General features: G+C 49.6%; 18 protein-coding genes, 17 tRNA genes and 3 rRNA genes. 4 read left to right on the top strand and 34 right to left on the bottom strand.

The window, feature by feature from the left end; all coding sequences use genetic code 11:
* Positions 1-42 precede the first annotated feature (42 nt).
* Positions 43-576 carry an MOSC domain-containing protein gene (locus tag PTQ21_RS06735; RefSeq protein WP_269055453.1) on the bottom strand — a complete coding sequence of 178 codons (534 nt, stop codon included), beginning with the start codon at positions 574-576 and terminating at the stop codon, positions 43-45.
* 314 nt (positions 577-890) lie between these two features.
* Here PTQ21_RS06735 and PTQ21_RS06730 point away from each other — a divergent pair, with 314 nt between their 5' ends.
* The 3 genes from PTQ21_RS06730 to PTQ21_RS06720 all read left to right on the top strand — a co-directional run bounded on the left by PTQ21_RS06730 (position 891) and on the right by PTQ21_RS06720 (position 2,706).
* Positions 891-1,196 (top strand): DUF1304 domain-containing protein, encoded by a 306-nt coding sequence (locus tag PTQ21_RS06730; RefSeq protein WP_274570457.1) that lies wholly within the window; start codon positions 891-893, stop codon positions 1,194-1,196.
* Between the two features lie 119 nt (positions 1,197-1,315).
* The gene (locus PTQ21_RS06725) at positions 1,316-2,116 is read left to right on the top strand and encodes a DUF4261 domain-containing protein (protein ID WP_274569232.1); all 801 of its coding nucleotides are present in this window, start codon (positions 1,316-1,318) and stop codon (positions 2,114-2,116) included.
* Positions 2,117-2,346: 230 nt separating this feature from the next.
* Positions 2,347-2,706, top strand: coding sequence for a hypothetical protein (locus PTQ21_RS06720; RefSeq protein ID WP_269055446.1), 360 nt, complete (start codon positions 2,347-2,349; stop codon positions 2,704-2,706).
* 155 nt (positions 2,707-2,861) lie between these two features.
* Here the strand turns inward: PTQ21_RS06720 and PTQ21_RS06715 are convergent, their stop codons facing one another.
* Positions 2,862-3,863, bottom strand: coding sequence for a GNAT family N-acetyltransferase (locus PTQ21_RS06715; protein ID WP_274569231.1), 1,002 nt, complete (start codon positions 3,861-3,863; stop codon positions 2,862-2,864).
* Between the two features lie 136 nt (positions 3,864-3,999).
* Between PTQ21_RS06715 and PTQ21_RS06710 the strand changes: the two genes are divergently transcribed.
* Positions 4,000-4,170: a hypothetical protein gene (locus PTQ21_RS06710; protein WP_274569230.1), complete on the top strand. Its 171-nt coding sequence runs from the start codon at positions 4,000-4,002 to the stop codon at positions 4,168-4,170.
* A gap of 83 nt (positions 4,171-4,253) precedes the next feature.
* Here PTQ21_RS06710 and PTQ21_RS06705 read toward each other — a convergent pair whose 3' ends face one another.
* The 32 genes from PTQ21_RS06705 to PTQ21_RS06550 all read right to left on the bottom strand — a co-directional run bounded on the left by PTQ21_RS06705 (position 4,254) and on the right by PTQ21_RS06550 (position 26,729).
* Positions 4,254-5,267, bottom strand: coding sequence for a LacI family DNA-binding transcriptional regulator (locus PTQ21_RS06705; protein ID WP_079697755.1), 1,014 nt, complete (start codon positions 5,265-5,267; stop codon positions 4,254-4,256).
* A 104-nt stretch (positions 5,268-5,371) separates the two neighbouring features.
* Entirely contained in the window at positions 5,372-6,181 is an 810-nt protein-coding gene (iolB, locus tag PTQ21_RS06700; RefSeq protein ID WP_274569229.1) for a 5-deoxy-glucuronate isomerase, read from the bottom strand.
* Positions 6,182-6,266: 85 nt separating this feature from the next.
* A complete protein-coding gene (gene iolG, locus PTQ21_RS06695) occupies positions 6,267-7,319 on the bottom strand; it encodes an inositol 2-dehydrogenase (RefSeq protein WP_274569228.1) in 1,053 nt (350 codons plus the stop codon).
* 70 nt (positions 7,320-7,389) lie between these two features.
* Entirely contained in the window at positions 7,390-8,865 is a 1,476-nt protein-coding gene (locus PTQ21_RS06690) for a CoA-acylating methylmalonate-semialdehyde dehydrogenase (RefSeq protein WP_269453533.1), read from the bottom strand.
* Between the two features lie 71 nt (positions 8,866-8,936).
* Entirely contained in the window at positions 8,937-9,947 is a 1,011-nt protein-coding gene (gene iolC, locus PTQ21_RS06685) for a 5-dehydro-2-deoxygluconokinase (RefSeq protein WP_274569227.1), read from the bottom strand.
* A 121-nt stretch (positions 9,948-10,068) separates the two neighbouring features.
* Complete coding sequence (gene iolE, locus PTQ21_RS06680; RefSeq protein WP_274569226.1) at positions 10,069-10,962, bottom strand: myo-inosose-2 dehydratase; 894 nt, start codon at positions 10,960-10,962, stop codon at positions 10,069-10,071.
* A 178-nt stretch (positions 10,963-11,140) separates the two neighbouring features.
* Positions 11,141-13,006: a 3D-(3,5/4)-trihydroxycyclohexane-1,2-dione acylhydrolase (decyclizing) gene (gene iolD, locus PTQ21_RS06675; RefSeq protein WP_274569225.1), complete on the bottom strand. Its 1,866-nt coding sequence runs from the start codon at positions 13,004-13,006 to the stop codon at positions 11,141-11,143.
* Positions 13,007-13,324: 318 nt separating this feature from the next.
* Positions 13,325-13,395, bottom strand: a tRNA-Gly gene (locus PTQ21_RS06670).
* A gap of 9 nt (positions 13,396-13,404) precedes the next feature.
* Positions 13,405-13,478: transfer RNA gene (locus PTQ21_RS06665), tRNA-Pro, on the bottom strand.
* A 7-nt stretch (positions 13,479-13,485) separates the two neighbouring features.
* Positions 13,486-13,564, bottom strand: a tRNA-Leu gene (locus PTQ21_RS06660).
* Between the two features lie 15 nt (positions 13,565-13,579).
* Positions 13,580-13,656: transfer RNA gene (locus PTQ21_RS06655), tRNA-Arg, on the bottom strand.
* Between the two features lie 7 nt (positions 13,657-13,663).
* Positions 13,664-13,738 (bottom strand) — tRNA-Gly (locus tag PTQ21_RS06650).
* 10 nt (positions 13,739-13,748) lie between these two features.
* Positions 13,749-13,829, bottom strand: a tRNA-Leu gene (locus tag PTQ21_RS06645).
* Positions 13,830-13,835: 6 nt separating this feature from the next.
* A tRNA-Lys gene (locus PTQ21_RS06640) sits at positions 13,836-13,911 on the bottom strand.
* A gap of 7 nt (positions 13,912-13,918) precedes the next feature.
* Positions 13,919-14,004, bottom strand: a tRNA-Tyr gene (locus PTQ21_RS06635).
* A 9-nt stretch (positions 14,005-14,013) separates the two neighbouring features.
* Positions 14,014-14,089: transfer RNA gene (locus PTQ21_RS06630), tRNA-Thr, on the bottom strand.
* Between the two features lie 18 nt (positions 14,090-14,107).
* Positions 14,108-14,183, bottom strand: a tRNA-Phe gene (locus PTQ21_RS06625).
* Between the two features lie 96 nt (positions 14,184-14,279).
* A tRNA-Asp gene (locus PTQ21_RS06620) sits at positions 14,280-14,357 on the bottom strand.
* Between the two features lie 27 nt (positions 14,358-14,384).
* Positions 14,385-14,458: transfer RNA gene (locus PTQ21_RS06615), tRNA-Met, on the bottom strand.
* Positions 14,459-14,478: 20 nt separating this feature from the next.
* Positions 14,479-14,554 (bottom strand) — tRNA-Val (locus PTQ21_RS06610).
* Between the two features lie 125 nt (positions 14,555-14,679).
* A tRNA-Glu gene (locus PTQ21_RS06605) sits at positions 14,680-14,751 on the bottom strand.
* 4 nt (positions 14,752-14,755) lie between these two features.
* Positions 14,756-14,831, bottom strand: a tRNA-Asn gene (locus tag PTQ21_RS06600).
* A gap of 1 nt (position 14,832) precedes the next feature.
* Positions 14,833-14,908: transfer RNA gene (locus PTQ21_RS06595), tRNA-Ala, on the bottom strand.
* A gap of 28 nt (positions 14,909-14,936) precedes the next feature.
* Positions 14,937-15,010 (bottom strand) — tRNA-Ile (locus tag PTQ21_RS06590).
* A gap of 38 nt (positions 15,011-15,048) precedes the next feature.
* Positions 15,049-15,165, bottom strand: a 5S ribosomal RNA gene (gene rrf, locus PTQ21_RS06585).
* 79 nt (positions 15,166-15,244) lie between these two features.
* Positions 15,245-18,170 (bottom strand): 23S ribosomal RNA (locus tag PTQ21_RS06580).
* A gap of 309 nt (positions 18,171-18,479) precedes the next feature.
* Positions 18,480-20,032 (bottom strand): 16S ribosomal RNA (locus PTQ21_RS06575).
* Together the 16S, 23S and 5S rRNA genes with 17 tRNA genes alongside form the textbook arrangement of a ribosomal RNA operon.
* A 778-nt stretch (positions 20,033-20,810) precedes the next feature.
* A complete protein-coding gene (locus PTQ21_RS06570; protein ID WP_274569224.1) occupies positions 20,811-21,356 on the bottom strand; it encodes a GNAT family N-acetyltransferase in 546 nt (181 codons plus the stop codon).
* A gap of 50 nt (positions 21,357-21,406) precedes the next feature.
* On the bottom strand, positions 21,407-23,011 hold the full coding sequence (locus PTQ21_RS06565; RefSeq protein ID WP_274569223.1) for a response regulator: 1,605 nt from the start codon (positions 23,009-23,011) through the stop codon (positions 21,407-21,409).
* Positions 23,008-24,906, bottom strand: coding sequence for a cache domain-containing sensor histidine kinase (locus PTQ21_RS06560; protein ID WP_274569222.1), 1,899 nt, complete (start codon positions 24,904-24,906; stop codon positions 23,008-23,010). Before PTQ21_RS06560 ends, PTQ21_RS06565 begins: the two co-directional genes overlap by 4 nt.
* A gap of 27 nt (positions 24,907-24,933) precedes the next feature.
* Complete coding sequence (locus tag PTQ21_RS06555) at positions 24,934-25,782, bottom strand: carbohydrate ABC transporter permease (protein ID WP_274569221.1); 849 nt, start codon at positions 25,780-25,782, stop codon at positions 24,934-24,936.
* Positions 25,779-26,729 carry a carbohydrate ABC transporter permease gene (locus PTQ21_RS06550; RefSeq protein WP_274569220.1) on the bottom strand — a complete coding sequence of 317 codons (951 nt, stop codon included), beginning with the start codon at positions 26,727-26,729 and terminating at the stop codon, positions 25,779-25,781. The genes PTQ21_RS06555 and PTQ21_RS06550 overlap by 4 nt, the downstream gene beginning before the upstream one ends.
* Positions 26,730-26,772 lie beyond the last annotated feature (43 nt).

Raw genomic sequence — 26,772 nt, 5'->3', positions numbered from 1 at the left:
AGCAAAGGGCTAGACTGCAATGCAAAAACCTGTCCTGAAGCCTCAGGACAGGCGAATAACTTCGATAGTATCTCCGGTACGGATGATGCCTTCACGCTCGACTGAACAGACGATTCCGCGTTTTTTGCGGGCGGCTGGCACGAACTTTTTGCGCAAACCATCCTGTTCGTAGACTTGCTCAATGATCTTTCCAGGGTGTACACAGGGCAGATTCTCCCCTTCGCAGATCAGCCCGGTTCCATCCGGAAACAGAAGTCGGGTCCCGACAGGAAGCTCCGTCAACTTTTCAACGCCACGGACCAGCATGTTGGCACCGAGCCACTCCGGGCGTACTTCAGGAACATTCATCTTCTCGGCAATGAGAGCACATTCCTCTTCTGAGACAATGCTGATTTGCCTACGATTTGCGATCGGCGTTCCCCGTTTGTATATTTTCTGACGGGAGTCCGCCGGGCGTAACAGACCGTAATGCCGGTCACCCGGAATTCCAGCGAGCTCAATATCGATAAAAGGTACGACTCGTGTAACAAACGTTGATGGATCATCGGCCAGTAGGACAACTTGAACGGTTCCCACATCCACGCTAATCCCCCTTTTCCATGAGTAAGTTCACTTCTTTATTGTTCATTATTACCCAATGAATGGATTTTCGATAATCAGCGTATGATTATCTTTGTACTTAATCCGCGGGGTCATTATAAACGAGAATCATGAACTCATTAACAATTTACACAATTAATTTGTGTAAAATTAAATTTATACTTTCAGTTCGGATGGCAAACATTTATACTGAGTGGGACAAGTAAATAAATGACATATAAGAAAGCAAGGTGTTTCTTTTGATTAGTATCATTTTCGTGGCTATTGTAGCCATTGAGCACTTCTACATCATGGTGATGGAGATGTTCCTGTGGACCCGTCCACGCACGATGAAAACGTTCGGTCTTACCCCTGAACTAGCGGAATCCACCAAGTCCCTGGCAGCCAATCAAGGTCTGTACAATGGATTTTTGGCCGCAGGTTTGATCTGGGGTCTCGTTTATCCAGATGCATCCGTCGGACAGCACATTCAGATCTTCTTCCTGGCATGTGTCATTATCGCCGCCCTCTACGGAGGTGTAACCGCTACTCGGTCCATCATTATCAAACAAGGGCTGCCTGCGATTATTGCATTAATTCTCGTTCTTTTCCTCTGATCACCTGATGGCCATTACCATGCCGGGATTCATTAAAAGCTCCAATGTGGTAAGGTATGGTTATAAAGGCATCGGATTATGCCTAATCACTGTGATTGGTCTGGAAAGGAGAACGTTTTATGGGACTGTTTGACAAGCTTCGACGCCGCAAAAAGGAAAACTCCACCGCAGGTGGAGCCGTACATACTGCTCCATATAGCGAAACTATCGTTGGATTTGTTTTGCTGGAGCACGAAGATTGTAATTTTGATCACTTCATTAGCACGATGAAAAACGAGTGGAATATTGAGATTGACGAACGTCCGGAGGAAGGCAATCTTTTTTTCGAAGTGGATGGAATGCAAGTGGTGTGTGCACACATTAATGCTCCTATTCCTGACCACGAAGTAGAGGAAAATGCCAAATTAAATGTGCTGTGGCAGGACGCGGTGCAAGTCACTTCAAGACATCAATCTCAGATTATTGTTTCTGTACTGAATGCAACTGACGCCATTCAGGCACATATTCTGTTCACCCAAACAGCGAGTGCCTTGCTCCAGCTGGACCATGCGTTGGCTATATATATGGCGCTACTTGTGGTGGAAGCAGGCCAGTACGTGGACATCAGTCGTTTAATCAAGGATGGTGAGCTGCCCGTCTCCCTCTGGATTTTCATCGGACTATTTCAAAGTCCTGAAGGCGCATCGGCCTACACTTATGGGTTACGCAACTTCGGGAAAGAGGAGATGGAAATCACTCAATCCGCAAAGCCGTTAAGTAAAGTATTTGAAATGATGTATATGACTGCGACTTATGTTGTTGAAAACGATGTAACCCTGCATGACGGCGAGACGCTCGGCTTCTCAGCAGAACAAAAGCTGCCCATCAACCGCTCGGAAGGAATAGCCACAGAGGGTAGCAGCTTGAAGATTGGTTTTTAGGCATCGTTAAGAGCCGTCCAGATTCCTCGTGACTGGGCGGCTTTTTTATGTTTGATTTCCGATTTAGCTCATCAACATACGTTTCCCTGAAATTGTATCTGCTAGGAGGACATAGTTCATAAGTATTATAAAATAGTGAACTTTGTTTTCATCTCTGCAAATTGAGGGTATAATTAATAGGTCAATAGACTTATATCGTACATAATATTTTATCGTAAGGGAGTTGCCAAATGTCTGTAAAACGATTGGATTCACCTAAACCTATTATTGAAATAGTTTGGGAAGGGGTGGTCTCTCCTGAACAGGTGGAACAAACCAATACCGAAATAAAAAAAATAGCAGAGCAATTGGGTAATTCATTTGATGTGCTGGTAGACATGCGCAATATGAAGGCATTTCCTCAGGATACAAAAGAGAAAATGGTGGAGCACCAGAAGCTGCTGGCACAGTGGGGCATGAAGCGTGCGAGTGTAGCGGTAGGCGGGGCGATTGCCAAAATGCAGCTGAACCGGATTTCCAAAGAATCGCAGCATCAGACCGAATTCCAATGGGAAACATATGATGAAGCTTTGGCTTTTTTATTGAACTAATTAAATAGGGCTGTTATGTGAGCACAATGGAAATATGGTGCGATGAACATGCAGGCATATATATCTTAAGGCGATTCCCTGAATATGAGGGAACGCCTTTTTGTATTTTCAAACTCTCCATATGAAATGAATATGTTCATCTGTTTGCGATAAGATCATGGTTTCATCACGCACACCATCGTTACAGATGTGCCACACATGCCCTGTTCGACGAATCCGAAACGCCGATAAAGCCGAATTGCTTCGTTATCGGGATCAACACTGAGCGAAACGGCGTCAATGTCCCGCTTTCGAGCCTCATCTAACGCCGCCTGAATGAGACGGGTGCCTATTCCTTTGCCACGCGCTGTCTCAACCACAGCCATTCCCATCTCGGGTGTAGCCGCATTTACATAACCATATCCCGCATTCTGCTCATTAAAAAATCGCAACGTCACCGAACCCATACGCTTGCCCTGAGAATCCACGGCGATAAATCCGAAATCTCCCTCTCTCCCCCAGCCTTCAACGTACTTGGACATGCCGGGGCTATGAATGATCTCAGGTTCAAAAGGCTCTTCGCCCTCCCGCTTGAACATGGATGCATACAACATCTCCCACAGAAAAGGGATATCCTGCTCTTCAATCGGACGTAATTGATATTCCGTCATTTTTTCCCCCTCCTTCAAATTGGTAAAGAGGCGTTCCATTTCATTTAAATTAAAATCATTGGTAATTTCATAATTTTCAAGTTGATCTCTCGTTTTGTATCCGCTGTAGATAGAGACGGCATGTTCGTTATAAAACGTAATTCCAAAGCCTTCTGTAAATCGATCTTCTTTCTTCGTCAAAAGCTGCCAGTCATAGTAATATGGGTTCCCCTCCGATCGCTCGGAGATATCTATTTGCTTTACTCTTCTTAATTCGATATCCTTCGCAAGCTTTAATATCTTTCTAATCTCTTGGGGATCTTTAATAGTCACTTCTTCTTCATCGTATGGATCGGTGGTCGGTATTTTTTTGATAATCAGAATGTCCAGTGTATCCAGCATACTCATATGATCCGTGACTTCAGCTCGAAAGGTGGTATGTTGTCTCGAAATGTACATGGGTATCACAATAGCTGCAATCACGATTACAACGACCACACCAAGAATGGTTTTGGTTCTTTTTTTCATTGAGCTCTCCTCTCGTTATTGGGTGAATCAGGAAATTAAGTTCATTATAAGTATACCATCTCATCCAAATATTGTTCTAGATCATTAAAATAACCCATTAAATACATGCATTTTATAAAGAAAAAACCTCTTCATAATGATCTCCAGTGTTGCAGCCATGTCGGAACAGAGCGCGGCTTCCACGGAAGAGGTTGCTTCTTCCACGCAAGAACAGTTCAATTACATTACAAGCATCTCGGAACGTTCCAATGAGCTGGCGCAGCATGCCAATACGCTGTACGAGGAAGTGAAGAAGTTCAAGATTTAACTCAAACAAGCCGCGTTCACCCTTAGGGGCATGCGGCTTGTTTTGTATGGACGACGTATATGTTTCTGGACAGGGCTGTGTTCTCAAGATTGATTTGATACCTTTCCTGTTGAGTCTCTAATGACCAATTCAGGCTTCAGGACAATTTTCTGTGGTGATTTGCCTTCATCTTTTAGCTCATCAATTAATAAATCAACGGCACGACGCCCCAGATCCTCAATAGGTTGGGCAACCGTCGTCAGAGGCGGACTGGTTACCGAAGCCAGAATCGTATTATCGAATCCGATGATTGATACATCTTCAGGCACACGCAGTCCTAGTTCTTTGGCAGCCTGAAGCGCACCAATTGCCTGCATGTCGTTACAACAGAAGATGCCTGTGGCTCGATTCTTTTCCGTGAGCAGCACGAGCGCCTCTTTTTTGGCTGAACCCAAATCGGCATATGACTCTCTCACCTGATCGGCTTCAAGAGAGTAACCCGCCTGCTCCAATGCTTCACGAAATCCGCGTACACGTTCCTGACTGCTGCTGACTTTGAACGGTTCGGACAGCACCGCTACGTGACTATGACCCAATTCAAGCAGATGCTGTGCTGCCAAGGCGCCACCAAGCCTGTCATCGATCGCAACGGTATGTACCGATAACGACGGCATATGGCGGGCAATTAGAGCAACAGGTATCGACTGTTGCAGGAGTGGAGACAGAATCTCGGCATTGTCGATACCTGTTCCGATCATCATGCCGTCGACCCTTTTTTGCTGAAGCAGATTCAAATACCGCTCTACCCGCTCGTCCTTATTATCTGTGCTGCAAATCACGACGCTATAACCCAACTGCCGACTGCGATCTTCTACCGCTCTGGCCAGCTCGGCAAAATACGGATTAGAGATATCGGGCACGAGCAGCCCGAGCGTGTATGTCTGCTTACCCGTAAGTGCAGCAGCAATAGCGCTCGGCTGGTAGTGAAGCCGCTCCATGATCTCCATAATCTCGGCGCGCCGCTTCTCGCTAATTTTACCTTTGCCGTTAATGACCTGTGAGACGGTTGCAATGGATACCCCCGCCTCGCGTGCTATATCATATATGGTTGCTTTCATTGTTATTTCCCCATTTGTGCTATATATAAATTCCCTTATATATAGGTAATCGTTTTCTTCTCATTATGCAGGGGGAAGTCCGCATACGCAACTTGAAGCCGATACTACTTTTTATTCATCAGCCAATCATGGTCCGGGTCGTTATGAAACTTCCAGGTTCGGGTTGGTCCTGCCATCACATTCAGATAGTAGACCTCGTATCCCGGAGGAGCACCTACCGGATGGTATCCACACGGAACAAGCACAACTTCGCCGTTGTTCACTGCAAGCGTCTCATCTACAGCTCGATCATCGGTGTATATCCGTTGGATGGCAAACCCCTGCTCAGGCTGCACTCGGAAATAGTACGTCTCCTCTAGCAATGATTCGTCAGGCAGAGCGTCCCGGTCATGTTTATGCGGCGGATAACTAGACCAATGTCCATCTGGTGTGAACACCTCAACAACAAGCAGACTGTCTGCTTCTTTTTGTTCCGGCAATATATTGTGAATCTGTCGTTCCAGATTGCCGTAACCACGCGTCTCAACACCTACATCATCCGGGGCAATCAGACGAGCTGGATACGTGCCTTTACCTGGTGCTGCACATATGGCAATCTCCAATGCGGTAAGAGCTGTTAACTCCACTCGATCTGAACTGGATACGTAAATCGAATACGGAGGAATTTTTTCAAAAACACTCATTCTTTTCCCGATATTCTCCCACGTATATTCACGAGTACTTATATTCGCCAAGCCGCTGAGAAGCACAATACAGAGTTCCTGATCCCCGCTCTCACGAGTTAGGGTCTGTCCCTCCGCAAGCTGCACCACCTGGAACCCAACATATTCCCATCCCGCAGACTCTGGTGTGACCGTCAACAACGTTCCGTCTGCTTTTGGATTCAACACAGGTTTTACTACGCGTTCTGACATGCTTCCTTCCACTCCTTCCGGTATTTATCCGTAATCCTGACGGCTGTCTATTAGATGAAATGAACTTGTTATTTTGAAAATAGCTCTATGGGGCAACCGTCTGCGACTCCACCGACATCCCCGGGACTTCCCGCAGCTTCACAGGTCTGCCTTGTTCCATGGACATGCGCGCGGCGATTGCGATGCGTTCTGCCTGAACGGCATCATTCCCGTTTACGATGACAGGTGTATCGTTCCGAATCGCGTCGATGAAAAGAGCAGTCTCCTGCACGTAAGCTTCGTTGTATCTCTCCAGGAAAAAGTGCAGCGGCTTGTCGCGCATCAATCCATTTGCTGTACTAATTTCTGCCGTATTCGGATGATCGTTCGCAGCTGTTGCGCTGCCCAATGAGCCAAATACCTCGACTCGCTGATCGTATCCATATACCGCTTGGCGGCTGTTATCAATGACGCCGATTGCTCCATTTTCAAAACTCAACGTCACAATGGCCGTATCCACATCGCCGTGTTCCGCAAAAACAGGATGAATCAGCACATTGCCCTGGGCATAGACTTCCTCCACCTCACTACCGGACAGATACCGGGCCATATCGAAATCATGGATCATCATATCCATGAAGATTCCGCCAGACACCCGGATGTACTCCGCTGGCGGCGGACTCGGGTCACGAGAAGTAATTTTAATAATATGCGGATCACCAATCGTTCCCTCCTGCACATGTGCACGTACACGTTTGAAGTTATGATCGAAGCGACGATTGAATCCGATTTGCAGCTTTACCCCAGCCTTCTGCACGGCTGCAACAGCTGCCTGAGTCTGATGAAGATCCATACTGACCGGCTTCTCGCAAAAAATGTGTTTGCCCGCCTGGGCTGCCTGTTCAATCAGGGGTACATGCGTATCTGTTGAGGAACAGATCAGCACTGCATCCACATTTGGCATGGCGATCAGCTGGCTGCTATCTGTCGTTACCACCGGAATGCCACGGCTGGAAGCCCACTCCTCCAGCTCGGGTCCTGCAAACAAATCACTGATGCCAACAATCTCGGCATGCGGGTTGCGCAGGAGATTGTCCGCATGAATTTTACCAATACGACCAGCGCCGACGATGCCAATTCTCACTTTATCCTTGCCCATTCCGTTATCCTCCCTGTATGTGTCCATGTGGACTCAACGTTCTTCCATTGGCTGGGTATGCCCTGAGTGACTACCAGCGGGCAGTAACCATTTTTTTGCGAGTATAAAATTCAACGCCATCTGTACCGTTGGCATGCAAATCACCGTAGAACGATTTCTTCCAGCCGGAAAAAGGGAAAAATGCCATTGGCGCAGGTACGCCCAAGTTAATGCCCAGCATGCCTGCATCAATCGTTTCACGGAATTGGCGCATGCTTGCTCCACTGCGGGTGAACAGGCAAGCTCCGTTGGCAAAGTCGGAACGGTTGGCCAGTTCCACTGCTTCCTCCAACGTAGCTACCCTCGCTACCGAGAGTACCGGTGCAAAAATCTCGTCCTTCCAAATCTTCATAGTGCTCTGCACCTCATCAAATACCGTCGGACCAACGAAATAACCAGACTTGCCTGTCGCTTCATCTTTACGACCATCCCGGATCAGAGCAGCGCCTTCCTGTTCTCCGGATTCAATGTAGCTAAGTGTACGTTCCTTATGCGGGCCACGAATGACAGGACCCAGGAATACCCCTTCATCCATACCGTTACCAATCGTGATACGATCTGCTGCTTCCACCAGCTTTTGCACCAGCGTGTCTGCAACATCGCCGACGGCCACAACAACCGAGCAGGCCATACAGCGTTCTCCGGCTGAGCCGAAGGCCGCACTGGTGATTTCTTTCACTGTCAGGTCGAGATCGGCGTCCGGCATAACGATCGAGTGATTTTTGGCACCAGCAAGCGCCTGTACCCGTTTGCCATGTGCGGATGCGGTAGTGTAAACATATTCAGCCACAGGCTGTGATCCGACAAAAGAGATCGCTTGAACATCCTTGTGTTCAAGCAGTCCATTCACGACGTCATGCGCACCGTGAACGATATTGAGCACGCCGTCCGGAAGCCCTGCTTCCTTGAACAGCTCAGCCAGACGGCCTGCCAGCAGCGGTGTGCGCTCGGACGGTTTCAGGACAAAGGTGTTGCCGCACGCAATCGCCAGCGGGAACATCCAGCACGGTACCATCATCGGGAAGTTGAAGGGGGTTATTCCCCCAATAACACCGATCGGATACCGATACATGCCTGACTCCAGCCCGGTGGCAATGTCGGGCAGCTGTTTGCCCATCATCAGGTTCGGGGCGCCTGCTGCGAATTCGACACATTCGATGCCACGTTGCACTTCGCCGTAGGCTTCCGCGTAGCTTTTACCGTTCTCCAGCGTAACCAGCCGGGCAAGTTCTTCCCAGTGCTCCACCAGCAGCTGCTGGTAGCGGAACAGAATCCGTGCACGGCGGGGAACCGGTGTGCCACTCCAGGACGGGAACGCCTCCCGTGCCGTCTGGACGGCCAAATCCACATCCGCCTGTTCAGACAGCGGTACGTGTGCAATGACCTCTTCCGTAGCCGGATTTACGACCGGCTCCGTACGGGTTGCCGCCGGGGCCACCCAGGCACCCCCGATCCAGTTTTGAACCATTGTCGCTGTTACTGACGCTTCTGAAATTCCTTTTCCCATAGCCCTGTCTCCCTTCGCTTATATGTGCGCTGCGTCAATTTCTCCATCCACTCCAAGTACTTCAACACGCTTCAAGACACCGTAATTTCGCCCCGATTGCAGCGTTCGATATAGTCATTCACTTGTTCCACCGTTGGCATCGCATCCGAGCAGCTGTGGCTGGAAATAACGATACATGCTGCCGCACTGCCAAACGCCATGCTGCGTTCAATCGTCCATCCCTGCATCAACCCATACAGGAATCCCGCCGCGTAGGAATCACCTGCTCCAAAGGTCTTCACCACACGCGCAGGGTAGCTGTCCGCTTGATGAGATAGCCCTTCACTTGTATAGGCAATGGAGCCTTCCTTGCCATGTTTGATGACGACAATTTCAGCTGAGAAATCGAACCATTTTTGTGCGGTCACCTGATCGCTATGGTCTGGATTATGGTCAAACGTTTCCATCATGTCGAACTCTTCACGTGTGCCCAGGATAATATCGCATTTCTCGGCCGCGAGGTTATAATAGACCGCCGTCTCTTCGGCTGATGTCCATGTGTAAGGACGATAGTCCAGATCGAACACAATGATTGTGCCATGCTTTTTCGCATATGCCAGCGCCTGGAATACCGCTTCACGAGATGGGCTCTGGGCGAGGGCTGTACCTGAGATCAGCAGCACTTTGGAGTCGGCAATCAGCTGTTCCTGCACCTCTCTCGACTGCAATAGCAGATCAGCCACATGGTCACGATACATTAGAATGCTGCAATCGGTTGGACTTTTGATCTCGGTAAAAGCAAGTCCTGTCACCGCTCCGGTATCGTCCGTTACCACATTTGACGTATCGATCCCGTTCCGCTCCAGATAACTGTTGATGAACCTGCCCATCTGGTCATTCGCGATTTTACCGATAAATGCCGTTTCCATACCGAGTCTGGACATGCCAATCGTGATATTAGCCGGAGATCCGCCCACATATTTTGTAAAAGTCATCGTCTCTTCCATCGGGCGATTGATCTCATTGGCATTCAAGTCGATGCACAGACGGCCAATCGCGGTGAAATCCATCTTCCTGGAATTAGGAAAGGATACGTAAGTCATTGTATTTGAACCCCTTTCTTTTGATGGGATTTGGAATGATACATTCATCAAACTCACACTCATAATCTGGTTTACCTCATGGTATGGCTCTCTCCCGATGGCCATGACTTTATCAGCTGTGCTAGTCTAAGGACTCCATATATTGCAACGATCGCCGCGCATACTCATACGGATTATGAATCGCAGGGTCCTGTTCGCCTTCAAGCATCGCCCAGCCATCATACCCCCGTGTGACCAACTCCTGCAGAATCGGTGCAAAATCAATACATCCATCTCCGGGAACCGTAAAAACCCCTTTACGAATACAGCCCACAAAATCAGACTGTTCCGCCCGTGCTGCGTCCAACACTTGAGGACGGATATCCTTCAGATGAATATAGGCAATCCGGTCATAATGCTTGCGTAGGAGAGCTAACGGGTCAGCTCCGCCGTAGTAAGCATGACCTGTGTCATAGAGCAAATAAACAAGAGATGGGTCAGTCAGTTCCATCAATTTATCGATCTCTTCCGGTTGCTCAACAACGGTACCGCCATGGTGATGATACGTCAGCTTCAACCCGTGCTCACGGGCGATGGCACCTGCTTCGTTCAGCCCCTCAGCAAGGATGTGCCATTCCGATTCACTGAGCCTCAACACTTCTTTTTCATACGGTGTCCGCCTTGGGTCAAAATGCAGGGAGCCACCTACTTCCGCCGTGCTGATCACCGTACTGCCCATCGATTGCAGAAACTCCGCATGTCTGCGATAGCTGTCCAGCTCAGACTGGCGATACGCCGGGTCGGAGAACAATACCGATTTCCACTGGGAAACGAGGCGTATATTGCGCTTGCCCAGCTCCTCCCGCAATGTGTCTGGATCCATGGGATATTTGCGTCCCATCTCCGTACCTGTCAGGCCAAGTCGCTGAATGTCATCCAGAATCTGTTCACATGTTGTTGCATCACCATGCTCCTTTACATCCTCTCCGACCCAGTTGATCGGATGAATCCCGAGCTGAAATGGCAGCTTGTTCATGGCTCCACGTCTCCTTTTGTGGTTCAACATTTTTGCATCATTCGATGTAACTCGTTGCTGGGTGAAAATATTTAGAGGAAGAAGCACCCTGATTCATACAACATATATACACGTGAAGCATTCCCTCTTTATCATGCAGATGTGAAAGACACTCTTTGAATTTATGCAAAATGGCCTATTAAACAGGTCTTACTTTGGCACGGTTTGCCTGCATGGCGTGGTGAGCCGTTACCACCTTTTCCTCGTTGGACACTTCTGGCACGCCCACATTCCACCAGGACTCATATCCGCCAGTATTGGTTCCAGGCACGACTGGAATTTCGATCAGTGTAGTCACGGTCTCATTCCGTGCATCTCTGATCGCCTGCTCCAATTGTTCTGTCGTCTCTGCCTTATAGGCTTTGGCTCCAAGGCTGCGGGCATGGGCTGCAAAATCCATAGGCATGTAATCCCCGGTCAGTCGTCCACTCTCCGATTCCCGATAGCGAAACTCGTTGCCAAAACCGTCACTTCCGTGCTCCCGTTGCAAATTATGAATACACTGAAATCCGTTGTTGTTGAATAGTAAAATGGTCATCTTCTTCTGTTCCTGCAAGCTCGTCACCAGTTCAGAATGAAGCATTAGGTAACTACCGTCACCCACCATGGCATACACTTCACGATCCGGCTCCGCAAGAGTTGCTCCGAATGCACCGCTCACCTCATAGCCCATACAGGAGAAGCCGTACTCCATGTGGTATGTTTTCGGTGCAGACGCGCGCCATAGACGGTGCAAGTCTCCAGGCAAACTTCCCGCCGCACACACAATGACGGAAGAAGGGTCAATGGTCCGATTAATTACACCGACCGCGGTTGTCTGTGCCAACCCTGCCTCATGTTGCAGTCCATAGAGTCGATCCACCTCGGTGTTCCACTCATCCCGCAGGTCGGCGATCTCAGATGTTCCGTATCCACTGTGGTACTGCCGTCCCTGTAAAGCCGCTTGCAAAGCTTGCAGACCTTCCCGTGCATCCGCCAAAATCGCTTCGCCACCCAATTTGGCGGCATCCATGCCGTTCAGGTTAATATTGATGAAAGCCGCTTCGGGATGCTGAAAAGCGGAGCGAGACGCCGTCGTAAAATCCGAGAACCGGGTGCCGACGCCGATTACCACATCTGCTTCTCTGGCAAGCCTGTTGGCAGCCAGCGAGCCGGTAACGCCGATAGCCCCCACATTAAGTGGGTGGTCCCACGCCAAGGCACTCTTGCCAGCCTGCGTCTCGGCAACCGGAATGCCAAATGCCTCGGCGAATTCAGCCAGCTGTGTAGATGCCTCGGCATACAACACGCCGCCGCCTGCTACAATCAGCGGCTTCCTGCCACGGGCAATCTGCTGCGCTGCCCGTTCTATTGCCGCCTGGACCGGGGGACGACGGTCCAGGTAATGCACCTTGCGGGCGAAGAACGATTCAGGGTAATCGTACGCCTCTGCCTGCACATCCTGCGGCAGCGCCAGCGTTACCGCGCCCGTCTCCGCCGGGTCCATCAGCACGCGCATCGCCTGCGTGGCAGCAATCATCAGCTGTTCGGGACGCACGATGCGATCCCAGTATTTGCTGACCGCTTTGAACGGATCAGTGGCTGAAATCGTATAATCGCCGCTTACCTCCAGCTGCTGCAGCACGGGATCTGGTTCACGCGTGGCAAAGTTATCACCCGGAAGCAGTAAAACGGGAATACGATTGACCGTTGCCGTTGCCGCTGCGGTAATCATGTTCAGTGCTCCTGGTCCGATGGATGTTGTGCAGGCATATATCTGTCTACGGTTCTTCTGCTTGGCATAGGCTGCTGCCGTATGTACCATGCCTTGTTCATTTTTACCCTGCATATACGTCAGACTTCCAGAACTACGCTCCAGTGCCTCTCCAATACCAGTTACGTTACCGTGACCGAAAATGCCGATAACACCTTTCACAAACTTGGTTTCCACCCCATCAACGGAAATATATTGCTGATCCAGATATCGGAGCAGTGCCTGAGCCATCGTCATTCTAATAGTTGTCATGGAATGATCATCTCCCTTCCCTTTACGGGTTAAGCGCTTAATCTACGTTAAGTTTAAGCGCCTTACCCCTAAAGGTTAAGCGCTTAATTGATATAGTATTACAGGCCGAAGGATTAGGCAAGATATTTTTGTAAGCGTTTTACAAAACGGCAAATAAACATAGCTTTATCACTGTGGGTGTTGTGTATTCTCCCACTGTTCATAAGCTATGATCCGATAAGTTACTAACATTGAACTATGTATTCGAAATCTGATGGAAACGTAAAAAAATACAAAAAAAGAGATGGCAGAAACCATCTCTTTTTTGCATTTCTATAAAGCGGGTGATGGGAATCGAACCCACGCTATTAGCTTGGAAGGCTAAAGTTCTACCATTGAACTACACCCGCATGTAAAAATCGGGATGACACGATTTGAACATGCGACCCCCTGGTCCCAAACCAGGTGCTCTACCAAGCTGAGCTACATCCCGTTATCTATACCGGCGAGAGGACTCGAACCTCCACGGTTTCCCACTCGATTTTGAGTCGAGCGCGTCTGCCATTCCGCCACGCCGGCATATGAAGTTATAAATGGCGCGCCCTGAGAGATTCGAACTCCCGGCCTTTTGATTCGTAGTCAAACGCTCTATCCAGCTGAGCTAAGGGCGCAAAATATTGGAGCGGAAGACGGGAATCGAACCCGCGACCCTCGCCTTGGCAAGGCGATGCTCTACCGCTGAGCCACTTCCGCATATAAGGGATGCGCGTGGAGGGACTTGAACCCCCACGTCAAAGACGCTAGATCCTAAGTCTAGTGCGTCTGCCAATTCCGCCACACGCGCATATAATGGTGAGTCATGAAGGGCTCGAACCTTCGACACCCTGATTAAAAGTCAGGTGCTCTACCAACTGAGCTAATGACTCGAAAAACTGGTGGAGGATGATGGATTCGAACCACCGAACCCGTACGGGAGCAGATTTACAGTCTGATGCGTTTGGCCGCTTCGCTAATCCTCCAGGATTACATGGTGCCGGCGAGAGGACTTGAACCCCCAACCTACTGATTACAAGTCAGTTGCTCTACCAGTTGAGCTACACCGGCATATTAAGTGGTGATAAATGGTGGCTCGGGACGGAATCGAACCGCCGACACGAGGATTTTCAGTCCTCTGCTCTACCGACTGAGCTACCGAGCCACAATAAAGTTTAATCTTGGAACGTTACACTTTATCTAGGGCGTTCGGTGCCATATTGCAGATTAAGTGAACAACTTCCTCATGTAAAGATTAAAATGGCGGAACCGACGGGATTCGAACCCGCGATCTCCTGCGTGACAGGCAGGCATGTTAGGCCAACTACACCACGGTTCCAGATCACTTTCTTGAAAGAAAGTATAATTGCGGGGGCAGGATTTGAACCTGCGGCCTTCGGGTTATGAGCCCGACGAGCTACCGGGCTGCTCCACCCCGCGTCGTTATTCAGAAATCTATATGGTGGAGGCTGAGGGGATCGAACCCCCGACCCTCTGCTTGTAAGGCAGATGCTCTCCCAGCTGAGCTAAGCCTCCATGTAAATATGACCCGTAGGGGATACTCTCACTTCGTTCGAGACTGCGAAGCCATTGCTAACGAAGTTTATCCTCCGACGAACCTTTGGGATTCTCATCCCATTTTAAGCTAATAAATATGGCTATGACCCGTAGGGGATTCGAACCCCTGTTACCTCCGTGAAAGGGAGGTGTCTTAACCCCTTGACCAACGGGCCTTAATGGCTCCCCGAACAGGACTCGAACCTGTGACAACTCGATTAACAGTCGAGTGCTCTACCAACTGAGCTATCAGGGAATGGTGGAGCCAAGCGGGATCGAACCGCTGACCTCCTGCTTGCAAGGCAGGCGCTCTCCCAGCTGAGCTATGGCCCCATACACTTTAGTATATCTGGTATTACTATGGGCCCTGGTGGACTCGAACCACCGGCCTCACCCTTATCAGAGGTGCGCTCTAACCAACTGAGCTAAGGGCCCGTATGAAAAATCGAAAAAAAATACCCCAAAGGGGTTTCGCTTGGCGGCGTCCTACTCTCCCAGGACCCTGCGGTCCAAGTACCATCGGCGCTAGAGGGCTTAACGGTCGTGTTCGGGATGGGTACGTGTGGAACCCCTCCGCCATCGCCACCAAACGCATAGCTTAGCTTACATTCAGAGTTTATTCTCTGAAAACTAGATCCGAAACGAAATGTGCGATTTATAACTTGCATATTGGATAAGCCCTCGACCGATTAGTACTGGTCAGCTCCATGCATTGCTGCACTTCCACCCCCAGCCTATCTACCTCGTCGTCTTCAAGGGGTCTTACATACTGGGAAATCTCATCTTGAGGGGGGCTTCACGCTTAGATGCTTTCAGCGCTTATCCCTTCCGTACATAGCTACCCAGCGGTGCTCCTGGCGGAACAACTGGTACACCAGCGGTACGTCCATCCCGGTCCTCTCGTACTAAGGACAGCTCCTCTCAAATTTCCTACGCCCACGACAGATAGGGACCGAACTGTCTCACGACGTTCTGAACCCAGCTCGCGTACCGCTTTAATGGGCGAACAGCCCAACCCTTGGGACCTACTTCAGCCCCAGGATGCGATGAGCCGACATCGAGGTGCCAAACCTCCCCGTCGATGTGGACTCTTGGGGGAGATAAGCCTGTTATCCCCAGGGTAGCTTTTATCCGTTGAGCGATGGCCCTTCCATGCGGTACCACCGGATCACTAAGCCCGACTTTCGTCCCTGCTCGACTTGTAGGTCTCGCAGTCAAGCTCCCTTATGCCTTTGCACTCTTCGAATGATTTCCAACCATTCTGAGGGAACCTTTGGGCGCCTCCGTTACTCTTTAGGAGGCGACCGCCCCAGTCAAACTGCCCACCTGACACTGTCCCCGCACCGGATTACGGTACCAGGTTAGAACCTAGATACGATCAGGGTGGTATCCCAACGGTGCCTCCACACAAGCTGGCGCTCATGCTTCAAAGGCTCCCACCTATCCTGTACAGATCGTACCCAAATTCAATATCAAGCTGCAGTAAAGCTCCATGGGGTCTTTCCGTCTTGTCGCGGGTAACCTGCATCTTCACAGGTATTAAAATTTCACCGGATCTCTCGTTGAGACAGCGCCCAAGTCGTTACGCCATTCGTGCGGGTCAGAATTTACCTGACAAGGAATTTCGCTACCTTAGGACCGTTATAGTTACGGCCGCCGTTTACTGGGGCTTCGGTTCACAGCTTCGGATTGCTCCTAACCGCTCCCCTTAACCTTCCAGCACCGGGCAGGCGTCAGCCCGTATACTTCGCCTTACGGCTTCGCACAGACCTGTGTTTTTGCTAAACAGTCGCTTGGGCCTTTTCACTGCGGCCCCCTCGTGCTATTCACACTACCGGGGCACCCCTTCTCCCGAAGTTACGGGGTCATTTTGCCGAGTTCCTTAACGAGAGTTCTTCCGCGCGCCTTAGAATTCTCTTCTCGCCTACCTGTGTCGGTTTGCGGTACGGGCACCATCACCTGGCTAGAGGCTTTTCTTGGCAGTGTGAGATCATGACCTTCGCTACTATAATTTTCGCTCCCCATCACAGCCCAGCCTTACGATGTGCGGATTTGCCTACACATCAGCCTCACTGCTTAGACGGACATCCATCAGTCCGCGTCACTACCCTGCTGCGTCCCCCCATTGCTCATAACGGCTTACGGTGGTACAGGAATTTCGACCTGTTGTCCTTCGACTACGCCTTTCGGCCTCGCCTTAGGTCCCGACTTACCCTGAGCGGACGAGCCTTCCTCAGGAACCCTTAGGCTTTCGGCGGATCAGATTCTCACTGATCTTTTCGTTACTCATACCGGCATTCTCACTTGTATAATGTCCAGCGCTCCTTACGGTACACCTTCAACCCTTATACAACGCTCCCCTACCCCTGATGCAAAGCATCAAGCCATAGCTTCGGTGGTGTGTTTAGCCCCGTTACATTTTCGGCGCAGAGTCACTCGACCAGTGAGCTATTACGCACTCTTTCAATGGTGGCTGCTTCTAAGCCAACATCCTGGTTGTCTGTGCAACTCCACATCCTTTCCCACTTAACACACACTTGGGGACCTTAGCTGATGGTCTGGGCTGTTTCCCTTTTGACAATGGATCTTAGCACTCACTGTCTGACTCCCGGAAGTAAGTCTATGGCATTCGGAGTTTGACTGAGCTTGGTAACCCTTGCGGGCCCCGCACCCAATCAGTGCTCTACCTCCACGACTCTGTTTTCCGAGGCTAGCCCTAAAGCTATTTCGGGGAGAACCAGCTATCTCCGAGTTCGATTGGAATTTCTCCGCTACCCCCACCTCATCCCCGCATTTTTCAACATGCGTGGGTTCGGGCCTCCAGTGCGTGTTACCGCACCTTCACCCTGGACAGGGGTAGATCACCCGGTTTCGGGTCTACGTCCACGTACTAAGTCGCCCTATTCAGACTCGCTTTCGCTGCGGCTCCGGCTCTTCACCTTAACCTTGCACGGGAACGTAACTCGCCGGTTCATTCTACAAAAGGCACGCCATCACCCCTAAAACGGGCTCTGACTTTTTGTAAGCACACGGTTTCAGGTTCTATTTCACTCCCCTTCCGGGGTGCTTTTCACCTTTCCCTCACGGTACTGCTTCACTATCGGTCGCTAGGAAGTATTTAGCCTTGGCAGATGGTCCTGCCGGATTCATACGGGGTTTCACGTGCCCCGCACTACTCGGGATACATCTCGGAGGGAACCAACTTTCAAGTACAGGGCTTTTACCTTCTTTGGCGGGCCTTTCCAGACCTCTTCGCTTAACCGGTTCCTTTGTAACTCCATGTGAGATGTCCCACAACCCCAAAGAGCAAGCTCTCTGGTTTGGGCTTCTCCGCGTTCGCTCGCCGCTACTGACGGAATCACTATTGTTTTCTCTTCCTCAAGGTACTTAGATGTTTCAGTTCCCTTGGTATGCCTCTACATAACCTATGTATTCAGTTATGAGTAACTGGAAATTACCCCAGCTGGGTTTCCCCATTCGGACACCCCCGGATCAAAGCTTGCTTACAGCTCCCCGAGGCAGTTTCGTTGTTCGCCACGTCCTTCATCGGCTCCTAGCGCCTAGGCATCCTCCGTGTGCTCTTAGTAGCTTAACCATAGTTGCTCCGGTTTCGACTGCTCGCTTCCCTTGTTTTGCTTACGCAAAGCCAAAAGTCGCTCCCATTCAATACCATCGCAATGCAGTCTTCACTATTTATTAAAACTTGTTCTAACACAAGTTCAGCTTAAAAAGGAATGTTCTAAATCGCAAAATTTCGTTTCGATATCTAGTTTTCAAAGAACAAGCTCCATGCAAAAGCAAGCTGTTTGAGAGTTTGAGCTCTCAAAACTGAGCAACGAGTGAGTAGTTTTTGCAGCTAAGCTGCATATTTGAATGTTTCCACTCGGGAAACGATTCTCCATAGAAAGGAGGTGATCCAGCCGCACCTTCCGATACGGCTACCTTGTTACGACTTCACCCCAATCATCTATCCCACCTTCGGCGGCTGGCTCCTTGCGGTTACCCCACCGACTTCGGGTGTTATAAACTCTCGTGGTGTGACGGGCGGTGTGTACAAGACCCGGGAACGTATTCACCGCGGCATGCTGATCCGCGATTACTAGCAATTCCGACTTCATGCAGGCGAGTTGCAGCCTGCAATCCGAACTGAGACCGGCTTTGTTGGGATTGGCTCCATCTCGCGATTTCGCAGCCCGTTGTACCGGCCATTGTAGTACGTGTGTAGCCCAGGTCATAAGGGGCATGATGATTTGACGTCATCCCCACCTTCCTCCGGTTTGTCACCGGCAGTCTATCTAGAGTGCCCACCCGAAGTGCTGGCAACTAAATATAAGGGTTGCGCTCGTTGCGGGACTTAACCCAACATCTCACGACACGAGCTGACGACAACCATGCACCACCTGTCTCCTCTGTCCCGAAGGAAAGATACATCTCTGTACCGATCAGAGGGATGTCAAGACCTGGTAAGGTTCTTCGCGTTGCTTCGAATTAAACCACATACTCCACTGCTTGTGCGGGTCCCCGTCAATTCCTTTGAGTTTCAGTCTTGCGACCGTACTCCCCAGGCGGAGTGCTTAATGTGTTAACTTCGGCACCAAGGGTATCGAAACCCCTAACACCTAGCACTCATCGTTTACGGCGTGGACTACCAGGGTATCTAATCCTGTTTGCTCCCCACGCTTTCGCGCCTCAGCGTCAGTTACAGCCCAGAGAGTCGCCTTCGCCACTGGTGTTCCTCCACATATCTACGCATTTCACCGCTACACGTGGAATTCCACTCTCCTCTTCTGCACTCAAGTCACCCAGTTTCCAGTGCGATCCGGGGTTGAGCCCCGGGATTAAACACCAGACTTAAATGACCGCCTGCGCGCGCTTTACGCCCAATAATTCCGGACAACGCTTGCCCCCTACGTATTACCGCGGCTGCTGGCACGTAGTTAGCCGGGGCTTTCTTCTCAGGTACCGTCACCTTGAGAGCAGTTACTCTCCCAAGCGTTCTTCCCTGGCAACAGAGCTTTACGATCCGAAAACCTTCATCACTCACGCGGCATTGCTCCGTCAGGCTTTCGCCCATTGCGGAAGATTCCCTACTGCTGCCTCCCGTAGGAGTCTGGGCCGTGTCTCAGTCCCAGTGTGGCCGATCACCCTCTCAGGTCGGCTACGCATCGTCGCCTTGGTGAGCCGTTACCCCACCAACTAGCTAATGCGCCGCAGGCCCATCCCCAAGTGACAGATTGCTCCGTCTTTCCAGTTTCCTTCAGGAGAAGAAAACAACTATTCGGTATTAGCTACCGTTTCCGGTAGTTGTCCCAAACTTGAGGGCAGGTTGCCTACGTGTTACTCACCCGTCCGCCGCTAACCATCAGAGAAGCAAGCTTCTCTTCAAGTCCGCTCGACTTGCATGTATTAGGCATGCCGCCAGCGTTCGTCCTGAGCCAGGATCAAACTCTCCAATAAAGTATTGAAAAGAGCGATAAGCTCATTTTGAAACTGACGAGATTAAAAATCTCATTTATTTTGCTTTGAAATCATACAGTCCGAAGATGTGTACCGATTTCTCAGCGTCGATCTTGCAAGCAAGATCGTTACTCACTCGTTGTTCAGTTTTCAAAGATCAAACTTGTTTCATCGCCTTGTGTTGTTCACCTCAGCAACTTTTATATCTTATCACATCCGAACCAACTTTGCAAGCTCTTTTTTTAAGTTTCTTTCGAAGCTTATTTCATTCGCTTGCCGCACCGTGTTTCTCGTGTTTTCTTGGCCGGAATTAGAATATACCATGTACAAAAATAAATTGCAACCCTTAATTAATATTTTTCTATCTCCGTTTATGAGAACAAATAGAACCGTTATATCTCCCTTCTATTTATAATCAATCTTTGTCTTGCAATCAGCCCCATCTGCTACACTCAATAAATATGACAATGTTGAATATCATTAACTTATTGAGAAAGGTAATAGTTAATGTTCATAGTAAACTGAGATTCTATTCGTTTTGAAGAAACACTATTTAGTAGCTCAAGGGATACTTAGTCTTGTATGGCACATATCTATTAGCCTCTATAACAATATATGAAATCAGATTTTAAGAAACTACATCTAATAGATATTAACTCTCTCCATGAGAGATAAGTAGTTACTCGTGTATCTGTTCTTTCATATTTAGAATAGTTATTGAATAATAAAAGGAGTGGCGTATATTGTTAGCCAACCTCTCACCACCACCTTCTCCCCCTCAGCCCCTGAACCTTCCCATCATAACTGTATCGTAATACCGACCGTCCGCGTGTCGTCGATCCTTTTTCACAGTCCCCTCTATCTCGAAGCCCATTCTTTTGTAAAGCTCCATCGCTTTATCGTTCGTCCCCACCACGTTCAATGTCATCTTCTCAATTCCATTCGTGTCTGCCCAATCTATTGATAGTTCGAGTAGTTTCTTGCCGATCCCGTAACCCCAGAACTCTTTCGCTACACAAACGCTAAATTCAACCTTATGAGAAAATCGCTTTAGATCAACACCTTCACACCTGGAATACCCGACGATTTGTTCCTTTACCATAGTAACGAGAAACAGGTTTCTCTCTTTCTCAGAGTCCAACCGGATTAGTTGTTCAAACCCCGCTGGATCAATAAAGCCTTCACCTTGCTCACGATCCATATACTCGGTTTCTCCATCCATCTGTAAACGAAGTGAAGACAATGCCTCAGCATCCTTTTCCATTGCGGACCTAATTGAATAGGTCAATCCTTTTACGTTAAACTCCTGTTGATCGATGATCATACGTTGTAATCCGTCCAATCTATTTTATTTTGCTTACCCTATTGATGGCTCTACCCCACCTCAGACGGACTCTTGCCCGTAAGCATCTTGAACACCTGACTGAAATAGGTCGCGTTGCGGAACCCAGTCATTTCACTAACCTCGTAGACCATGTAATGCCCTGACTGTAATAGCTCCAGCGCACGTTGAATCCGATACCCATTTACATAACTCACAAAGTTCTCTCCGGTCACCCTCTTGAACAGCTGACTCAAATATTTGGGGTGTACAAACAGTCCCTTGGCAATGGCTTCAAAACTAATCTCTTCAGCATAATGCATTTCGACGTACTGTTTTACCTGCTCCACTAGTTTATTGCTTTTTTTCTCGCCCATTTCTTTACGTATCTGTTCCATCCAGTTTCGAATAATACCATCCATCCAGCATATCAGATCCTGCAGCCCATATTTCGATTGAATTTCCCGCAAAGAGTGGCTCATCGAGAGCGGTGGTGCCAGCATGGGATAATGCCGGTTCCAACTATGAATTAACGTGTCGAACAGGCTCACAGCCACAACCTGCACATCCTGAATACTGGTACCACCCCCTTCTTCCAGCAGATTGCGAAGGTGAACCCATATCTCCTCTGCCAGATCAGTCCTCATACCTGCCCATGACTCACTCCATTGTCGCAGCAATTGCGAGTAATCCGTTGCGCTCGGGGTTAACGCATCTGATGAATCATATCGATATACACGGCTCCCGCCCTGAAACTCTGCTTTCTCTAGCGCCTCTCTGCTCTCCAGATAGGAGTCCATCACTTCGCATAAGTGCTCTTTGGACGTTCCAATACCTGCGCTCATTTCGATTTTGAGATACGTAAAAATCTGATCAATCATCCGTTCAACAATGGACTCAAATTGCTCTAGCGGGTCCTTCTCGTCAAATAGAAGCAGCACTAACACCTGGTCCGAGTAATCCACGATCTCCACCTGGCAGTCGTTTATCTGCGAAGTCTGCTCTTTGACGGTCTCCTGAATAATATCAGCTGCCCCATATCTTAATAGCTGCCAGTCCCTCTCTTTCATCTTTGTCAAAAATGCAGGCCGGTACAACTGTAGACTGATGGCGCGCACTTGAGAGGGTATACGAATGCCCACATAATCCATACGCTCCGCAGGTAACTCCTCTTCCCGGTAGCGTGTGGTTAACAGCTCGTGGAGAAACAATTTGCGAAGATAAGGAACCACCCGTCCAATCTCCTGTTTATACGTCCGCTCCAGCTGCTCACGCCGCTCACGCACATCCTCTTCCAGTAGCACCTCACGCAGAACGGACTCAATCTCCTCCACTTCCGCAGGCTTTAGCAAAAAATGATTCACGCCCCAGCGCATGGCCGCCCGGGCATTCTCGAATTCGTCATATCCGCTAAGAATGATGATCGGCAGATGGGGATGGTCCCGCCGCAGCGCCTGCGTGACCTCAAGTCCTGTCATTCCTGGCAAATAGACGTCCGTCATCACAAGATCAGGGCGCAGCTGTTGGAATAGCTCCAGTGCGTCCACGCCATTGGAAGCTGTTCCTGCAATGTGGAGGCCAATGGATGGCCAATCAATATGGTCGGTCAGTGCTTTTACAATATGCGGGTCATCGTCTACGAGCATAATGGTTTTCATTCATTTTCACCGCCCAGCCATAAGTTTAATTGTTCTTCCGTCTCAATACGTGGCAACGTAATGGTCACTTCTACTCCGCCTAATTCACCTGCACATATATCAACGCCGTACCCAGTACCACAATACAATTGAATGCGTTGATGTACATTTCGTATACCAATACCAGTCGTCTCCTCCAGCTTCCAGCCCTCAGGCAAGCCCTGACCGTTATCCTTTATGCAAATGATGACTTTGGGTGGTGGATCGTTGCTCTCCGATTCCCGCATATCCACCTGTATACGAAGTTGTCCTTCCTTCGGCTGCCCATGCATGACCGCATTTTCAATAAAGGGCTGCAAAATGATTTTGGGAATGTAACAACCTCGCACTCTCGGATCAATCTGTTCCTGATAATCAATAGAGAACGGCAGCCGCTCCGACTGAATGCTAACGTAACAACGAGCATGCTCCAACTCATCCCGTACTCGGATGAATAATCTGCCACCGCTCAATCCAATACGCAGCAGTTTGCTGAGTTGAACAATCATGCGGCTGATGTCCTTGGCCTCATAATCGAGAGCACGCCAGTGGATCATGTCAAGTGTGTTGTACAAAAAATGCGGTTTGATTTGCGCCTCCAGTAAACCGGTCTGTGCTTCACGCTTCGCCCGGCTCTCTTCCTTGACCTGCTCCATCAACTCCGTCAACTGTGAAGCCATATGGTTGAATCCATACGCCAAATGGGCATATTCTTCGGTAAACGAAAGCTGAACCCGGGTATTGAAATCCCCCTTCTCCAGTTGCCTCATCCGCTTGATCAACTGACGTAAAGGACGAACAATCCGCCAAACGAACAGATACGCAAGTACCGCTGAAAATAGTAATCCCAGCACAGCTATTCCAAGGACCTGCCATCCGGCCTGCCTCACAGGAGATAACAGGGTGTGAACAGGGATGGTCTGTACCAGTCGCCACTGAAGCATGGCAGGTCTTGAATACAGAACCAGCTGCGCTCCACCAGGCTTGCCGGAAACCACTTCAAATCCGTCCTGCCCATGTTCAACATGCTCCTGAATCCATGCACGATCAACGACTGGTTCGCTTTCCCCAGCAGCAGCTGCATTAGCAGATACATTAATAGAAGGAAAAATTTTTGAGGCTCCATGAATTAAGCTTGAATCCTCAGCAGAATTCACCCCTAAATTGTCATCGCCCATCTGCATGACGACGTTGCCTGCGGTATCCACCAACAGCACCTGTCCATCCAGCACCATCGGCATATCCGCAAATCTGCGTACAATATCGGCGCGACTCAGGCGGATGAGCACGTAGGCTACCGTACCACCCCGGCTGTCAAAGATTCGCTGGGCGTATCCGATTAGCGATTGGCCTGATTCGTTTTCCCGCAGAGGTACCCAAGCCGCATCCGCATGCTCCAGTGCAGCAAACCATGAATCACCGGCAATCGTATCCACTGAATAGATGCGGTCGGCCATCGTGACAGTGACACCGTTGAAGGAATCCGTATACAGCTCCACTGAGGTAATACCTTCACTGACTACCACCGTATGATCCAATATTTTGGACACCTCACGCCGTTGGTGGATCTGTGTCAGCCTTCCCGCTCCCTTCGTTTCAAGCAGACTCGACAGCTCACGGTTGCTCGCCAAAGAATAAGCCGTGCCTGTCACACCTGTAATAAAATCAAACCCGCGGCGTGTACTCTCATTCAGAAGAGCAAGTCGTGCTTTGCTGATCTCGGTAAACGTGACGGCAGAGAACGACTGGTATGCCAGCCAGACAATAACCGAGACGAGCAGCAGGTTAAACGCAATAAAGCAAGTCACCATCAACGTGGAGAGCTTGCTTTGTTGCAGCTTATGATTTAGGAATACAGATAATCTTCGTTTCCGCATTAGGAATCAACTCGTTTCGTCTTGGAATTACCCTTTGAGCCCAGAGGTCGCGATTCCTTCCACGAAATACTTTTGACACACGATAAATACGATAAAACAAGGCACCAGTGACAGCACTGACATCGCAAACATCGGTCCCCAATCGGATTGGGAACTGGAATCGAGGAACAGGCGTAAGCCTAGCGGCACCGTATATTTGCTGACATCACTCAGATAGATCAACTGGCTGAAGAAGTCATCCCATGTCCATAAAAAGGTAAAGATCATCGTCGTCACCAGCGCCGGAAAGGCCAGCGGGATGATAATTTTGGTATAAATTCTTACAGGACCACATCCATCAATCGTCGCCGCTTCATCCAACTCTTTGGGCAATCCCCGGAAGAACTGGACCATCAGGAAAATAAAGAAGGCATCGGTCGCCAGCCATTTTGGCACTACCAGCGGCAGATACGTATTCACCCATTCCAAATGGTTAAACAGAATATATTGAGGGATCAGCGTCACATGGTGTGGCAGCATGATCGTCATCAGCATTAAGCCAAAGCAAATCGCTTTGAACCGAAAATTCAATCTGGCAAAGGCATACGCCGCCATCGAGCAAGAGATAACATTGCCAAGCACAGAGCCCAGCGACAGGACGACCGAGTTGGTCAAAAAACGGGAGAAGGGATTGCCCTGAATCCCCGTCCAGCCATTGATGTAATTTTGCCAATTCCATGCTTGCGGCCAGAACCAGGTCTCGGTGAAAATCATATGTCCCGGTTTGAATGAACTACCCAGCATCCAGAGCACCGGGTACAGCATGACAAAGGCAATGACCGAGATCAGTACATGTTTGGCGACTACCCACGCAGCAGAGTTTCGTTGTCCAATCATGATTTTCCACCATCCTCATAGTGCACCCACAGCTTGCTGCTGCGGAATACCAGCAATGTAAAGACACCGATCAGAATCACCAGCACCCAGGCCATCGCGGACGCATAACCCATCTGGAAGAACGAGAACCCTTTTTTGTACAGGTATAAAGAGTACATTAATGTTGAATTGACTGGCCCCCCGCTGCCGTTACTGATGACAAAAGCCTGAGTAAATGACTGGAAGGAGGTAATCAGCTGCATCACGAGATTGAAAAAGATAACCGGCGACAGAATCGGCAGTGTGATATAAAAGAATCTCCGGAGTGGGCCTGCTCCATCAACGGCGGAAGCTTCGTCATACTCAGGTGGAATCTGCTTCAATCCTGCCAGGAAAATAATCATCGACGATCCGAACTGCCATACGGACAGCAGTACGATCGAATACAGGGCATATTTCGGGTTGGCGACCCAATCGGGTGCCTTAATGCCGATCATGGCAAGCACCCCATTGAGCAGTCCGTCACCGCCCAGCATTTTGCGCCACAGCATCGCAATCGCCACACTTCCCCCAAGCAGGGTTGGGATGTAATACACCGTACGGTAAATGCCAAGCCCACGAATGCCCTTGTTCAACAGCATCGCCACCAGCAGGGCAAAGATCAGCTTGATCGGTACGGATACGGCGACATACGTAAATGTGACTTTGAGCGATTGGATAAACAGTTTATCCGATGTAAACATCGTGGTGTAGTTATCCAGACCGACCCAGGAAGGGGCGGCCAGGATACTGTAGTCGGTGAACGAAATGTATAAGGAAACGAGCATCGGCCCAAGTGTCAGAAATAATAAACCAACCAGCCATGGGGCCAGGAAAAGAAGCGCTGCTCCATTATGGGCATATCTCCGTTTCACCCGCTGGGCTGTCACACGCTCAGTTCGTGCTTGACTGACCTGTGTTGTACTCATCTTCGCAACCTCCCCGCGGAATATGAAGTCTGGAACCGTTCAA

Origin of the sequence: Paenibacillus marchantiae (assembly GCF_028771845.1) — a bacterium.
Classification (GTDB): Bacteria; Bacillota; Bacilli; order Paenibacillales; family Paenibacillaceae; genus Paenibacillus; species Paenibacillus marchantiae.
This window is presented reverse-complemented; position numbering and strand designations above follow the sequence as displayed.